The organism is Bacillus gaemokensis, assembly GCF_001590835.1.
Taxonomy (GTDB): Bacteria; Bacillota; Bacilli; order Bacillales; family Bacillaceae_G; genus Bacillus_A; species Bacillus_A gaemokensis.
This window is the reverse complement of record NZ_LTAQ01000067.1, coordinates 98971-113938: the sequence shown is the minus strand read 5'-3', so window position 1 is coordinate 113938 and position 14968 is coordinate 98971. Positions and strand designations below refer to the sequence as shown.

The 14968-nt window shown below is 39.3% G+C and carries 9 protein-coding genes and 1 pseudogene; 7 read left to right on the top strand and 3 right to left on the bottom strand.

Annotation, left to right across the window (positions count from 1 at the left end; translation table 11 throughout):
- Window positions 1-7 precede the first annotated feature (7 nt).
- From AZF08_RS25515 to AZF08_RS25485, 7 genes are all read left to right on the top strand, one after another.
- The gene (locus AZF08_RS25515) at window positions 8-1627 is read left to right on the top strand and encodes a (2,3-dihydroxybenzoyl)adenylate synthase (protein ID WP_033674843.1); all 1620 of its coding nucleotides are present in this window, start codon (window positions 8-10) and stop codon (window positions 1625-1627) included.
- 43 nt (window positions 1628-1670) lie between these two features.
- Window positions 1671-2591, top strand: coding sequence for an isochorismatase (locus AZF08_RS25510; protein ID WP_033674842.1), 921 nt, complete (start codon window positions 1671-1673; stop codon window positions 2589-2591).
- A 14-nt stretch (window positions 2592-2605) separates the two neighbouring features.
- Window positions 2606-9763, top strand: a complete 7158-nt coding sequence (locus AZF08_RS25505; RefSeq protein ID WP_033674841.1) for an amino acid adenylation domain-containing protein — start codon at window positions 2606-2608, stop codon at window positions 9761-9763.
- Complete coding sequence (locus tag AZF08_RS25500; protein WP_033674840.1) at window positions 9760-9981, top strand: MbtH family protein; 222 nt, start codon at window positions 9760-9762, stop codon at window positions 9979-9981. The genes AZF08_RS25505 and AZF08_RS25500 overlap by 4 nt, the downstream gene beginning before the upstream one ends.
- A 2-nt stretch (window positions 9982-9983) precedes the next feature.
- Complete coding sequence (locus AZF08_RS25495; RefSeq protein WP_033674839.1) at window positions 9984-11438, top strand: MDR family MFS transporter; 1455 nt, start codon at window positions 9984-9986, stop codon at window positions 11436-11438.
- A gap of 176 nt (window positions 11439-11614) precedes the next feature.
- Window positions 11615-12379, top strand: a complete 765-nt coding sequence (locus tag AZF08_RS25490) for a 4'-phosphopantetheinyl transferase family protein (protein WP_033674838.1) — start codon at window positions 11615-11617, stop codon at window positions 12377-12379.
- A gap of 141 nt (window positions 12380-12520) precedes the next feature.
- Complete coding sequence (locus tag AZF08_RS25485) at window positions 12521-13069, top strand: hypothetical protein (RefSeq protein WP_033674837.1); 549 nt, start codon at window positions 12521-12523, stop codon at window positions 13067-13069.
- Window positions 13070-13118: 49 nt separating this feature from the next.
- Here the strand turns inward: AZF08_RS25485 and AZF08_RS25480 are convergent, their stop codons facing one another.
- The 3 genes and pseudogenes from AZF08_RS25480 to AZF08_RS25475 all read right to left on the bottom strand — a co-directional run bounded on the left by AZF08_RS25480 (window position 13119) and on the right by AZF08_RS25475 (window position 14959).
- Window positions 13119-13391, bottom strand: coding sequence for an HU family DNA-binding protein (locus AZF08_RS25480; RefSeq protein ID WP_033674836.1), 273 nt, complete (start codon window positions 13389-13391; stop codon window positions 13119-13121).
- A 234-nt stretch (window positions 13392-13625) separates the two neighbouring features.
- Window positions 13626-13745 (bottom strand): zinc ribbon domain-containing protein, encoded by a 120-nt coding sequence (locus tag AZF08_RS32300; protein ID WP_082793739.1) that lies wholly within the window; start codon window positions 13743-13745, stop codon window positions 13626-13628.
- Window position 13746: 1 nt separating this feature from the next.
- A pseudogene (locus AZF08_RS25475) lies at window positions 13747-14959 on the bottom strand (RNA-guided endonuclease TnpB family protein).
- Between the last annotated feature and the right edge of the window lie 9 nt (window positions 14960-14968).

Sequence of the window (14968 nt, the reverse complement as noted above, 5' to 3'; positions counted from 1 at the left end):
ACAAATGATGTTAACAGGATGCCGTGAGTGGCCAAAAGAGTTTGCAAATCGCTATAGAGAGAAAGATTGTTGGCGCGGAGAAACGTTTGGAGCAATGTTAAGAGAACGTGCTGAAAAGTATGGTGATCGAATTGCTGTTACAAGCGGAGAAAAGCATGTAAGCTATGCTGAACTTGATACAAGAGTAGACCGTTTAGCTGCAGGGCTCCGCAAATTAGGGATAAAACAAGAAGACCGAATTGTCCTTCAGTTGCCTAATATTACGGAATTTTTTGAAGTATGTTTTGCACTCTTTCGAATTGGGGCACTTCCAGTCTTTGCGCTGCCGTCACATCGAAGCAGTGAGATAAGTTATTTCTGTGAATTTGCTGAAGCAACTGCTTATATTATCTCGGATAAACAGCTTGGATTTGATTACCGCAAACTTGCTAGAGAAGTGAAGGAGAAAGTTCCGACATTGCAACATGTCATTGTTGTAGGAGAGGAAGAGGAATTTGTCGGTATACATGATCTTTATATGGATCCGATTGAGCAGCCAGAAGTTAAATCTAGTGATGTAGCTTTCTTGCAATTATCAGGCGGAACAACGGGATTATCTAAATTAATTCCCAGAACGCATGATGACTATATTTATAGCTTACGAGTAAGTGCTAAAATTTGTGAATTGGATCAAGATAGTGTGTATCTTGCTGTACTTCCTGTTGCACATAACTATCCACTTAGTTCACCAGGGATTCTCGGAACGTTATATGCCGGAGGAAGAGTTGTTCTAGCTTCTGGAGGAAGCCCTGATGAAGCATTTTCTCTTATTGAGAAGGAGCGTGTCACAATTACAGCGCTTGTACCACCACTTGCGATGGTATGGCTTGATGCGAAAGCATCACGCCATAATGATTTATCAAGCCTTGAAGTTATACAAGTGGGGGGCGCGAAATTTAGTGCTGAAGTTGCTAAACGTATACGCCCGACATTCGATTGTACACTGCAACAAGTTTTTGGTATGGCTGAAGGATTAGTGAATTATACGAGACTCGATGATTCAGAGGAAATCATTATTCATACGCAAGGAAGACCAATGTCGGAGTTCGATGAAGTTCGTGTAGTTGATGAAGATGATAATGACGTGGAGCCAGGTCAAGTGGGGAGTTTATTAACTCGTGGACCATATACAATTCGTGGATATTATAAAGCTGAAGAACATAACGCTAAATCATTTACTTCTGATGGTTTTTATCGCACGGGTGATCTTGTCAAAATAAATGAGCAAGGTTACTTAGTAGTTGAAGGGCGCGATAAGGATCAGATTAATCGTGGTGGTGAGAAAGTTGCAGCTGAAGAAGTTGAAAATCATCTGTTAGCTCATTCAGCGGTACATGATGTAGCAATTGTATCTATGCCAGACGATTATCTAGGTGAACGTACATGTGCTTTCGTAATAGCACGTGGGCAAACACCAACTGTAGGAGAGCTGAAAATGTTCTTGAGAAATCGGGGGATTGCGGCATATAAAATTCCAGATCGAATCGAATTCATTGAATCGTTTCCACAAACTGGTGTCGGAAAAGTGAGCAAGAAAGAATTACGAAAAGCAATCGCTGAAAAAATGAAAGCTACTATTAATTCATAGATTTTAAATAAATATTTTTAATAATTCGGAAGGAAGTGATTAGATGGCTATTCCAGCTATCTCAGTATACCCAATGCCATTAGAGTCAGATTTACCAAATAATAAAGTAACGTGGAAACCAGACCCGAAACGTGCAGTGCTTCTTATTCATGACATGCAAGAGTATTTTCTTGATGCATATCATGCAGAGGAATCACCAAGAGTAGAACTTATTTCAAATATTCAATTGATCAGAAAAACATGTAAGGACCTTGGGGTTCCTGTGGTCTATACTGCGCAACCAGGTGGACAAACGTTAGAGCAAAGAGGATTATTGCAAGATTTTTGGGGAGCAGGCATTCCTGATGGGCCTCATAAGAAAAGAATTGTAGATGAACTTACGCCAGATGAGGATGATATTTTCCTTACAAAATGGAGATACAGTGCTTTTAAGAAAACAAACCTTTTAGAGATTTTACATGAACAAGGGCGCGATCAGCTTATTATTTGCGGAGTGTATGCGCATATTGGATGTCTTTTAACAGCATGTGAGGCATTTATGGACGGGATACAGCCATTCTTCATCGCGGATGCGGTTGCTGATTTTTCACAAGAACATCATAAACAAGCTTTGCAGTATGCATCTGATCGATGTGCAGTGACTATGACAACGAATTTATTAGTAACAGATTTACAGAGTGGAAAAGAAATTTCTGCAACAGAAGAAGATACAGGCTTCACATTACAGTCGGTACGTGAACAAGTTGCTGAATTGCTCCGTGAATCACCAACGGATATTGGAGATGATGAAGATTTATTAAATAGAGGGCTCGACTCAGTTAGAATTATGAGTTTAGTAGAGAAATGGCGCCAGATAGGTGTAGAAGTTACATTCGCCGATTTGGCTGAGCGTCCAACAATTAATGACTGGTTTAATTTGGTGTCTTCCCAATCAGAAAAGGTGCTGTCAAATACAGATAGATAAAGGGGTAAATACGAATGTCTCATTGTCAAAAGGTTCGTCATTTATTGTCAGGTGCGCAAACGGGTATGTGGTTTGCGCAGCAACTTGATCCAGAAAATCCAATTTATAATACTGGTGAGTACATAGAAATACATGGTGCAGTTGATACGGAAATATTTGAATTAGCTGTGCGTAAGGTTGTAATGGAAGCTGAATCTTTACATGTTCACTTTGAAGAAGATGAGAATGGAGCATGGCAAGTTATTGATGCCACTCCTGAATTTCATATGCATATTATTGATGTTCGTGCAGAAGAAAATCCTCAAAAAGCAGCTGAGGCGTGGATGGAATTAGATTTATCTACGCCAGTTAATCTGAAAAAAGACAAGTTGTATACAGAGGCACTTTTTAAAGTCGCGTCTAATCGTTTCTTTTGGTATCAGCGCATCCATCACATTGTAATGGATGGCTACGGTTTTTCGTTACTTGCAGAGCGAGTAGCGAAAGTGTATACGGCATTAATGAATAATCAATCGTATGATGAGAGACCATTTGGAACACTAAATACTATTTTAGAGGAGGATGCTGCGTATCGCGCATCGGAGCAATTTGAGAAAGACCGTAGCTTTTGGTTAGGACGATTCCAAGATCAACCGGAAGTAGTAAGTTTAGCAGAACGTGCTCCTAGAACGTCAAAGACATTTCTTCGCCAAACAGCGTATTTGTCTCGTTTAAGTACAGAATCTTTGCAGAAGGCAGCAAAAGATTGTAATGCGAATTGGCCAGAGCTTATCATCGCTGCAACTGCCATCTATATACACAAACTAACAAGTGCACAGGATGTAGTTCTAGGTTTACCAATGATGGGACGTTTAGGATCTGCATCAATTAATATTCCTGGTATGGTTATGAATGTAGTTCCGCTTAGATTGTCTATAAGCTCTAATATGAGTTTTGCTGAGGTTGTAAAGCAAGTTTCTAATGAGGTTCGTGATATACGTCGTCATCATAAGTATCGTCATGAAGAATTGCGCCGAGATCTCAAATTGTTGGGAGAAAACCAAAGATTATTTGGTCCAATGGTTAATGTACTGCCATTTGATTATGCTTTGAGTTTTGCGGGAAATCATGGGGTTAAGCATAATCTTTCTGCAGGACCGGTTGAGGATCTTTCAATAAATGTGTCAAACGAGTTTGGTGGAAATGGTTTAAGGATTAATTTTGACGCAAATCCTGAGGTATATACATTGGAAGAGCTACTAACTCATAAAAAGAGATTTATGAATATTCTGGAAAATGTTTCGGATCTTCAGGTAAATTCACCAATTGGAAAAATAGAACTTTTACTTCATGAGGAACGTAAGCAAGTTCTAGTCGAATGGAATCAAACTACGAAAGAAAATACATTAGTAAGTTTACCTGCTCTTATTGAAAATCAAGTAAGTAAATCTCCTGATACTATTGCTGTCGTATGTGATGAGATTGAACTTACTTATAGAGAATTAAATGAACAGGCAAATCGACTTGCTCACTTATTGTTAGAGCGAGGAGTTCAACCTAAACAATTTGTAGCGTTAGTATTTCCAAGATCTGTAGAAATGGTCATCGGGATGTTAGCAGTTCTTAAGACGGGTGCGGCGTATTTACCAATCGACCCAGAATATCCAGAGGATCGAATTACATATATACTAAGCGATGCTCAGCCAGCTTGTATCTTAACACATTCTTCTATTTCGGCTAATTTACCGAATACGGATCATACACAAAGGTTTGTACTTGATAATGAGGATACAAAAGAGGAGTTAAGAGGATATCCGAAAAACAATATAGATTCATTTGATGGGGGATCGTTTTTAAATCCTGCATATACAATCTATACTTCGGGATCAACAGGTAAGCCAAAAGGTGTCGTTGTGCCAATGCAAAGTTTAAGTAACTTTTTATTGGCAATGCAAGATCAATTCTCATTACATGCAAATGACCGTTTGTTAGCTGTTACAACTTTTGCGTTTGATATTTCTGCGTTAGAGATTTATTTGCCACTTATTAGTGGAGCGAGTGTTCAAGTTGCTCAAAAGGAAGTAGTTCAAGATTCATCTGCATTAACAGAGATCATCCAAAAGGAAAATATTACAATTATGCAAGCTACACCGACACTTTGGCATGCACTTGTAACGGATTATCCGGAAAGGTTGATAGGACTTAAAGTTCTTGTGGGTGGTGAGGCACTTCCTTCTAATCTAGCATCTAGGTTAAAAGAATTAAATTGCCATATTACAAACCTTTATGGACCAACCGAGACAACAATTTGGTCAACTTCTATGCACATAAACGAAGAAGAGACGGGTATACCCTCAATTGGAAAGCCAATTTGGAATACAGAAGTGTATGTACTAGATGCAGGATTACGACCAGTGCCGCCTGGAGTAATTGGTGAATTATATATTGCTGGTACTGGACTTGCTAATGGATATTTAGGAAGGCCAGAATTAACAGCGGAACGCTTTGTTGCCAATCCGTTTGGAACACCAGGTACGCGCATGTATCGTACAGGTGACCTTGTTAAATGGCGCAAAGATGGTTCGTTAGATTATGTGAGCCGTGCAGATCACCAAATTAAGATCCGTGGATTTCGTATCGAACTATCTGAAGTGGAGGCTGTATTGCACCAGCATCCTCGTATTGAACAAGTCGTTGTAATTGTTCGTGAAGATCGACCTGGTGATAAACGTTTGGTCGCTTATATTGTACCTCATGCTGAGGGGATTATTGATTCTACAGAAGTTCGAACATATGCAGCAGAAAGTCTACCAGGTTACATGATACCTTCGGCAATCATGATGTTATCTGAATTGCCAATGACACCAAACGGGAAAATTAACCGTAAAGCATTACCAGCACCTGATTTTAATTTGCTTGTTAGTGAACGAGTAGCTAGAAATCCAAAAGAAGAAATTTTATGTGATCTGTTTGCGGAAGTACTTAGTCTGGCGCGAATCGGAATCGATGATAATTTCTTTGAAATAGGTGGACATTCTCTTCTTGCTGCTCGTTTAATGGGACGTATTCGTGAAACATTAGGTGTCGAATTAGGAATTGGAAAACTATTTGAATCGCCAACGGTCGCTGAGCTTGCTAAACAATTAGATAGCGCTCAGAGTGCAAGACCAGCTATTCAGAAAGTGAAACGTCCAAAAGAAGTGCCGCTTTCTTTTGCGCAGCGTCGTTTATGGTTCTTGAACTGCTTAGAAGGTCCAAGTCCAACTTACAATATTCCAGTAGTTATTCGCATGTCTGGAGAATTAAATAGAGGAGCTTTACAATCTGCGATCTACGATATTGTCGATCGACACGAGACGCTACGAACAATATTCCCAGACAAGCTTGGTACGTCATACCAGCAGATTGTAGAGACTGCTAAGGTAAATCCGAATCTAATCGTTACACATACAACTGAGTCTGAATTGCCTGAGTTACTTGCTGAAGCTGTAAGATATAGCTTTAAACTTGCAGAAGAGCCAGCTATTCGTATGGAGCTTTTTGAAATAAAGCCGGATGAACATGTACTGCTTGTATTGTTACATCATATTGTAGGGGATGGATGGTCTTTAAACCCGTTGACACGAGATCTAGAAGCTGCTTATCAAGCACATTGTAAAGGTGAATCTGTTCAGTGGAAGTCACTTCCGGTACAGTATGCGGATTATGCTCTTTGGCAGCAAGAACTACTAGGAAATGAGAATACGCAAGATAGTCTCATTTCACAACAAATTGATTTTTGGAAAGAAGAACTGAAGGGGTTACCAGATCAACTTGAGTTACCCACAGATTACCAACGACCAGTAGAAACGAGCTATCGTGGAGAAACTTTAGATTTTCATGTCAACCCAGAGTTACATGAACGGTTATTAGCGCTTGCTCGTAAAAATGGTGTTAGTTTGTTTATGGTACTGCAATCAGGACTTGCTGCCTTACTTACACGATTAGGGGCGGGAACCGATATTCCAATAGGTAGCCCGATAGCTGGACGTAATGATGATGCACTTGGAGATATTGTTGGATTGTTTGTGAATACACTTGTTCTACGTACAGATACATCTGGAGATCCTAGCTTTAATGAGCTTCTAAGTCGGGTACGTAAGGTCAACCTTTCAGCATATGAACATCAAGATGTTCCATTTGAACGACTTGTTGAGGTATTGAATCCTGTCCGTTCGAGAAATAGTCATCCGCTATTTCAAATTATGTTAGCTTTTCAAAACACACCTGAGGCTACACTTGATATGCCTAATTTAGAAACGAGCCTTGAAATTAAGAGCGTTGGTTCTTCAAAATTTGATATGACTATAGAGCTAAGTGAACATAGTACATCTGAAGGTGAGCCAAATGGATTGCATGGTTTACTTGAATTTAGTACAGATTTATTTAAGCGTGATACAGCTCAGAAACTTGCGAGCCGGTTAATTCGACTATTAGAAGATGCAGTAGAAAATCCAGACCAATCTATTGGACGTTTGGAAATCTTAGAGACGGAAGAGCGCCAAACAGTGCTAGAGAAATGGAATGGTGGTTTTCAAATTGGGCCTGAAATGACCTTACCGGAATTGTTTGAGAAACAAGTTCGTACGACTCCAGATGCAATCGCTGTAGTATTTGAGGATGCTACACTGAGTTATGAAGAGTTAAATAAAAGAGCAAATAAACTTGCTCGTCTGTTAATTGCAAAAGGTGTAGGGCCAGAACAAATGGTTGCTTTAGCGATGCCAAGGTCCCTCGATATGGTTGTTAGTTTATTAGCAGTTCTTAAAGCGGGAGCGGGATATTTACCGTTAGATCCTGACTATCCATCGGACCGAATTTCATTTATGTTAAGTGATGCTAAGCCTGTTTGTATGATTATGAACAGACAAGTAGCCATAGAAAGTGAAGAGACGTTAAAGATTGTAGTAGATGATCTAAAGACAATTGAAGAATTAGACAAATATGGTGAAGAGAATATAGAAGATACGGAACGAATGCAATCTCTGTCACCTTTACACATTGCTTATGTGATTTATACATCAGGTTCAACAGGTAGACCAAAAGGTGTAATGATTCCACATCAAAATGTTATAAGGTTGCTTGGGGCAACTGATCATTGGTTCCAATTTGATTCGGAAGATGTTTGGACAATGTTCCATTCTTATGCTTTTGATTTCTCAGTTTGGGAAATTTGGGGACCACTATTGTATGGAGGACGTCTTGTTGTCGTACCGCACACTGTGAGTCGCTCACCTAGAGAATTTTTAAATCTGCTTGTTCAGGAAAAGGTAACAGTTTTAAACCAGACACCGTCAGCATTTTATCAACTTATGCAAGCGGATCGTGAAAATGTTGAAGTGGGGCAGAAGCTTTCCTTACGTTATGTTGTTTTTGGTGGTGAAGCACTTGAATTAAGTCGTCTAGAAGATTGGTATAGTCGTCATCCAGAAAATTCACCGAAACTTATTAATATGTACGGTATTACAGAAACAACCGTACATGTGAGTTATATTGAACTGGATCAAAATATTGTATCCTTGCGAGCAAACAGTTTAATTGGATGCAGTATACCAGATCTTAAAGTATACGTATTAGATAACTATTTACAGCCTGTACCACCGGGAGTGGTAGGCGAAATGTATGTTGCAGGAGCAGGTCTTGCACGTGGTTATTTAGGACGTGCAGGGTTAACGGCAGAACGTTTTATAGCAGATCCATATGGTAAACCTGGTACGCGAATGTATCGTACAGGAGATTTGGCACGTTGGCGTCAAGATGGCACATTAGATTATATAGGACGTGCAGATCATCAAATTAAGATTCGAGGTTTCCGAATTGAACTAGGTGAAATTGAAGCGGTTATTATGCAGCATCCTCATGTTGAACAAGTAGCTGTCATTGTACGTGAAGATCAACCTGGTGATAAGCGATTAGTTGCCTATATTGTTTCATCAGAAAATCGGGGCGTTGATACAGCCGAAATGCGCCAGTATGTAGGGCTTAGCTTACCTGATTATATGGTACCATATGCTTTTGTTATGATAGGCGAACTACCTCTAACTCCAAATGGTAAGTTAGATCGTAAAGCATTACCAGCACCTGAATTTACAGTATCTACGATAAGCCGAGGACCAAGAACACCAAAAGAGGAAATTTTATGTGATTTATTTACAGAAGTTTTGAATTTACCTCGAATTGGTATTGATGATGGTTTCTTTGATCTTGGCGGTCATTCATTACTTGCTGTGCAGTTAATGAGCCGGATCAAGGAAGCGCTAGGGGTAGAACTAAGTATTGGTAGTTTATTTGCGGCACCGACAGTTGCTGGGCTTGCCGAAAGACTTGAGATGGGGACGAGCCAAAGTGCACTGGATGTAATCTTGCCATTAAGAACGAGTGGTGAAGAACTACCTATGTTTTGTGTACATCCAGCAGGTGGACTGAGCTGGTGCTATGCAGGATTAATGAAATCTTTAGGAACCGATTATCCAATTTATGGCGTGCAAGCACGTGGTATTGCGAAAAATGAAGAGCTTCCAAAATCATTAGAAGAGATGGCGACTGATTATCTGAAGCACGTTCGTGAGATTCAGCCGCATGGGCCTTATCGATTATTAGGTTGGTCTCTTGGAGGGAATGTTGTTCATGCAATGGCAACTCAGCTGCAAAATCAAGGAGAAGAAGTTGAATTACTTGTTATGCTAGACTCTTATCCTGGTCACTTTTTACCAAATACAGAAGCGCCTAGTGAGGAAGAAGCGCTTATTGCACTACTTGCATTAGGTGGCTATGACCCAGATAACATGGATGGTAAACCGCTTGATATGGCAAACGCTATTGATATACTTCGCAGGGATGGAAGTGCATTAGCGAGCCTTGAAGAGGAGACAATCTTGAACTTAAAAGAAACATACGTAAATTCCGTTGGTCTTTTAGGGAAGTACGTTCCAAAGTTATTCCGTGGAAACATTGTATTCTTTAGATCAACAATCATACCAGAATGGTTTGACCCAATTTCTCCGGACACATGGCATAGCTATATAGATGGAGAGCTTGAACAGTATGAGATTGATTGTCGACATAAAGATTTATGTCAGCCAGGACCACTTACAGAAATTGGACAAGTGTTAGCGAATAGACTGCACGGGATGAGAGGGGTAAGTAAAGTATGACGAATCCATTTGAAAACGATAATTTTATGTATAAAGTGTTAGTAAATGAGGAAGGCCAGCACTCTATCTGGCCAGCCTTTCTCGATGTACCAGCCGGCTGGGATGTTGTTCATGAACAAGATAGTAGACAAGCTTGTCTTGCGTATATCGAATTACATTGGAGTGATATGCAGCCAAATCGTCTTCGCTCGCTTGCATGCGTTCCAGCAGGGGAGTAGCAATGAATTTGAAGCTGAATCCAAAAATTGTTGTTAGTATTGTATATGTAACCGCTATGTTTATGGCTGCTATGGATGCGACAATTGTAAATGTAGCCTTGCAAACGATTAGTCATGAACTGCAGGTTCCACCTTCAGCAATGGGGACAGTCAATGTTGGTTACTTAGTTAGTCTCGCTGTGTTTTTACCTATTTCTGGGTGGCTTGGAGATCGGTTTGGTACGAAGCGAGTTTTCTTACTTGCTCTTTCTGTATTTACAGCTGCTTCTGCGTTATGCGGAATTGCTGATAATATAACTGCATTAAATATATTTCGCGTTATACAAGGGGCTGGCGGGGGACTATTGACTCCAGTAGGAATGGCAATGTTGTTTCGAACGTTTTCGCCGCAAGAAAGGCCGAAAATTTCGCGATTCATTGTCCTGCCTATTGCTGTTGCACCAGCAATAGGGCCAATTATTGGTGGGTTCTTTGTGGAGCATATGTCTTGGCGCTGGGCTTTTTATATTAATCTACCGTTTGGAATATTGGCTTTACTGTTTGGCTTGTTGTTTTTGGCAGAGCATATTGAAAAAGCTGCTGGTCGGTTAGATTTACCTGGTTTTCTCCTTTCAGCACCAGGTTTTGCAATGTTGATATATGCGATGAGTCAAGGCCCATCGAAAGGTTGGGGTTCTCCAGAAATAATAGGGGCAGGATTAGGCGGGCTTTTACTTATCATTCTCTTTATTTTTGTAGAACTTCGTGTGAGTCAGCCGATGCTGGATTTACGTTTACTACAAGATCGTCTATTTCGGAATATGAGTCTTATTTCGCTATTTTCAGCTGCTGGGTTACTCGGAATGTTATTTGTATTCCCGCTTATGTATCAAAATGTATTACATGCGTCAGCACTAGAAACAGGTCTTACTACATTTCCAGAAGCGATTGGACTAATGATTTCTTCACAAATTGTGCCTTGGTCGTATAAAAGGCTTGGACCACGTAAGCTAATTTCTATCGGCTTACTATGCTCAGCAATCATATTTGTTTTGTTAAGCTTCGTGAATCAGGAGACAAACCCTTGGATGATTCGCATGCTATTGTTCGGCATAGGATTTTTCTTAGGTCATTCTGTAGGCGCTGTACAATTTTCAGCTTTCAGTAATATTCATCCATCTTCAATGGGGAGAGCGACAACCATTTTTAATGTGCAAAATCGATTAGGTTCTGCCATCGGTGTTGCGATTCTTGCAAGTCTTCTAGCTGCTTTTGGAAATAATACTGTAGGTGAAGCGGGAAGTGAGAACGCTAGTATTGTAGCCTATCAAATTGCTTTAATTGGTGCAGCTGTATTTCTATTCGTAGCATTATTATTTGCATTACGTATTCGTGATGAGGATGCGATATCTGTTACAAAAAAGAAACATTCAGATCAATTAAATCAAGATCCGTCAAAAGCAGTTGCAGGTGAATAACAGAATGAAGAGTCCGCCCAGATGTAATAGGAAATCTGGGTAGGCTTTTCCAAATATAGTAAGCGTAAAAAATAGAATACTATTCTTACATGCTAGTAGGTTTTTTAAAAAATAATTGGGATAGATTCCATACCTTTCTTTGTATGAGATATGGGTTATAAAAGGGGAGAAGTTTTATGAAAGGCTGGGAGATTGTAGATTCAGTACCAGAGCTAAGCGGTCATCAATGTCAAGTATGGTGGGCACGAATTTCAGACTTACAATCTTGGCATTATCGTTTACTAAATGAAACGGAACGTGAAAAAGCAAATTTATTTCATCATTCCGAGGATCGAGTAAGATTTATTATTGGATGTGCAATTAGTCGATTGGTACTGGGAAAACTGCTTTCAATGTCACCGCTTCAAGTACCAATCGATCGAACTTGTTCAGTGTGTAAATTAGCCCATGGACGCCCGCAATTACCTGTAGGTATGCCGCAGTTATCTGTCTCACACTCAGGAAAGCGAGTGGCTGTCGCATTTACAACATCCACACTGGTCGGTATAGATGTGGAACAAATAAATTCTAATATTGATGTGCTTAAAATGGCAACAGGGGTATTAACAGATATAGAAATTGCTCAGCTCATGCAGATGCCTGTTGAAAGGCAGGTTGAAGGATTCTTAACGTATTGGACTCGGAAGGAGGCTATACTTAAGGCGACTGGAGAAGGGCTAATGATTTCACCATCTAATCTTACTGTATCGACTCCAGAGCAGTTACCGGAACTATTTGTTTTTAAGGATAAGCCAAAGCTTGTTGAAACTACAACCATGATGAATTTGCAACCTGGGTTGGGGTATATTGCTTCAGTAGCTTTATTAAACAAAGATGTAACAGAAATGAAGCAGTTTGATGCAGGAACGCTTTTGCAAAGTAGTAGACTTCTCCTTCATTAATGGATAGTAATTCTTCAATTGACGAAGGTGTGTATCGATAATAGAATAGTTACCTACTGATATTTTTCGTATGAAATAAGTTTAGGAATATGTTCGCTTGAGTGGCTGCTAGATTATATAAATATAGAAGAGGTGTTAGTCATGTTAGTAATGGAAAATAGAAGAAGAGAATTGGCTGATGCTACAGCAGTTAAAGTGGTTAAAGATTTATTGTTTTCTACAGAAACATCCTCAATTACATCGTTAGAAAATATTGTGAAAGATACAGTGCAATTCAATGTTGTTGAACAAGAAATGATAGATAGAAAATATATTCCAAAAGAAGCAAAAACCTTCTTTGATAAAAAGGGAGCATTCCTGTACCGAGTTTCTTCCGTTAGTTATAAAGGAAAGGTGTTATCTGAGAATTTAATTTTTGCTGATACCTCACTTTTATCAAATGAAATTACGAAAGAATTAGAAGACGGAAACGTCCCTATTGAAAAACTAGTAGAGCACATGGAAGTAAGAAAGAATATGTTATATCAAGGATATCAGCCTTCTGGAAATATTATTGAATTGTTTGATGGATGCTTATTACAATCTAGTGTATATCCAACGAGAAAATATCAAATTGTAAGTAACTGTAGATGCTTATTTTATGTTTGTGAAGTATATCATGCAGATAATATATATGAGGTAATGAAATAAATTCCATTAAAATAATAATAAACCAGCCTAATTCAAGGCTGGTTTATTATTATTTTACAGCTTCTTTTAATTCTTTTCCTGCTTTAAAGGCTGGAACTTTTCCAGCTGCAATTTGAATTTCTTCACCTGTTTGTGGGTTTCTTCCTGTACGTGCAGCTCTTTCACGTACCTCGAATGTTCCAAAGCCAATAAGTTGTACTTTGTCGCCATTTTGTAAAGAATTGGAAATTGCGTCAAATACAGATTGAACAGCTGCTGAAGCTTCCTTTTGTGAGATATCAGCTGTTTGGGCTACAGTTTTAATTAATTCGGTTTTGTTCATTTTTTCACCCCATAGTAAATTTTTTGTCTAGGTTTGTTAGTGTAACGAATATTGAACTACCCCTCCTTATCAGCCATACGGTCTGATTGAAGAAGGGGATTCCTAAGTACGGAAACCTATCGGTTTCTAATTCATTAGGCTAACCCCGTAGTCCAACTACCCCTCCTTATCAGCCATACGGTCTGATTGAAGAAGGGGATTCCTAAGTACGGAAACCTATCGGTTTCTAATTCATTAGGCTAACCCCGTAGTCCCTACGGTTAGAAGTCTTATGGCTTCATTTTTTAAGTTTTGTCCTGCATTAATATCTCTGTCGTGATGAACACCACAGGAAGGGCAGTCCCATTCACGCAACTTAAGATAGAAGTCTTATGGCTTCATTTTTTAAGTTTTGTCCTGCATTAATATCTCTGTCGTGATGAACACCACAGGAAGGGCAGTCCCATTCACGCAACTTAAGATTCTTAACGTCTTTGTTTTGGTATCCGCAACAAGAACAGAGTTGAGAAGAAGCAAATGTCTTGGATACAACCACCACTTGTTTGTCGTACCATTTCGCTTTGTACGCAAGCATGTCGCGAAATTTAGACCATGATACCTCATTAATGGCTTTCGCAAGTTTGTGCTTCTTGACCATGTTAGATACTTGCAAATCTTCCACTCCTACAAMATCGTGGTTTTTGATGATGTGAGTAGAGATTTTCTGTAAGTAATCTGTTCGTGCATTGGTGATTCTTTCGTGAATAYGTGCAACCTTGATACGTTGCTTATTCCAATTTGAACCACCTTTTGTACGTTTGAAAAGAATACGTTGTGCTTTTGCTAATTTTTCTTCGAGTTTGCGAAACCATTTTGGATTAGAGAATATTTCTCCTGTACTCAAAATAGCAAAGTCTTTCAAGCCAACGTCGACACCAACGRAAGTACCTGTTTTTTCTAAAGGTTGTGCTTCTGTTTCTACAAGAATCGATACGGAATACTTGCCAGAAGGATTTCGTCTTACAGTAGCGTTCAAGATACGAAGTACCTGTTTTTTCTAAAGGTTGTGCTTCTGTTTCTACAAGAATCGATACGGAATACTTGCCAGAAGGATTTCGTCTTACAGTAGCGTTCAAGATACGCCCTTGTACTTGACGACTGTTTGCAAAACGCACCCAACCYAATTTAGGCAACTTCATACGATTGCCTACAATACTCACMTCTGGYAACTGATTCTTCTTTTCAATATTAGTTGTGTAAGACTGCACTTTRTTTCGCTTACTTTTRAAGCGTGGRGCATCATTTTGCTTCTTGAAGAAACGGTCAAATGAATCTACRAGATTTTTCAAGGATGATTGCAGGGAATGTGAATCAACTTCATTCAACCAACTTAATTCTTTCTTTAACTGTGTGAGTTGAGCGGAGCAAGCASTATACGTTAAGCCTTTTCSTGTTGTTTGATACGTTTCATTCCATAAGGACAAGAAGCGATTAAACACAAAACGGCTGGAACCGATTGTTTTCGCAATTAATACTTYCTGCTTGTTGTTTGGATATAAACGAAACTTATATGCTTTGTTGATTAACATTCTTTTCAC